This is a genomic window from Streptomyces synnematoformans (genome assembly GCF_039531005.1).
Classification (GTDB): Bacteria; Actinomycetota; Actinomycetes; order Streptomycetales; family Streptomycetaceae; genus Streptomyces; species Streptomyces synnematoformans.
Genome location: NZ_BAAAPF010000750.1, coordinates 1 through 668 on the forward strand (window position 1 = coordinate 1; position 668 = coordinate 668).

Sequence of the window (668 nt, forward strand, 5' to 3'; positions counted from 1 at the left end):
GGCGGCGGGCAGCACGGGGAGCCGGCCGACGGGGAGGTCGGGGTCGGCGTCGGCGACGTACGCGAGGAGGTCGAGCAGCCGGCGCTGGGTGCCGGCCAGGTCCGCGGCGCCGGGTGCGGTGGGCGGCGCGTGCAGCCGCATGTGCGGTCCGGTGCCGTCCCGGCGGTCCCACACCATGATCATCAGGTCGGCGGCGAGCGGGAACGACAGGTTGTGGGCGGTGCAGCGGTGGCCGGCGAAGGAGATGTCGTAGTCGAAGCCGATGAGGTTGACCATCGGCGTGTACGCGGTGCCGGGGCCGCGGGACAGGCCGAGGTCGCGGTGCAGGTCCTCCGCGCGGTAGCGCTGGTGCGCCACGGCCTCGCGCATGCGCGCGTCGACCTGGGCCAGCAGGTCCCGCAGCGGCATGCCGGGCCGCACGGTCAGGCGTACGGGGACGCTGTTGGCCAGCATCCCCGGCGTGGCGCGGGCCGCCTCGCCCGCCCGGCCGGCGACGGTCAGGCCGACGACGACGTCGCGGGCGCCGGTCCGGCGGTGCTCGTAGAGCGCGACGGCGGCGAACACCAGGCGGAAGCGGGAGATCCCGGCGCGCCCGGCCGCGGCGCGGAGCGCCTCCGGGCGGCGCAGGGGCAGCAGCGGGGTCCGCGGCACCGGCCGCTGCGCGGGTG

The 668-nt window shown here is 78.1% G+C and carries 1 protein-coding gene; it reads right to left on the reverse strand.

Going from position 1 to position 668, the window contains the following annotated elements; translation table 11 throughout:
- Window positions 1–668, reverse strand: a 668-nt coding sequence (locus ABD317_RS37495; RefSeq protein ID WP_344296617.1) for a condensation domain-containing protein, incomplete at both ends; no start/stop codon positions are given.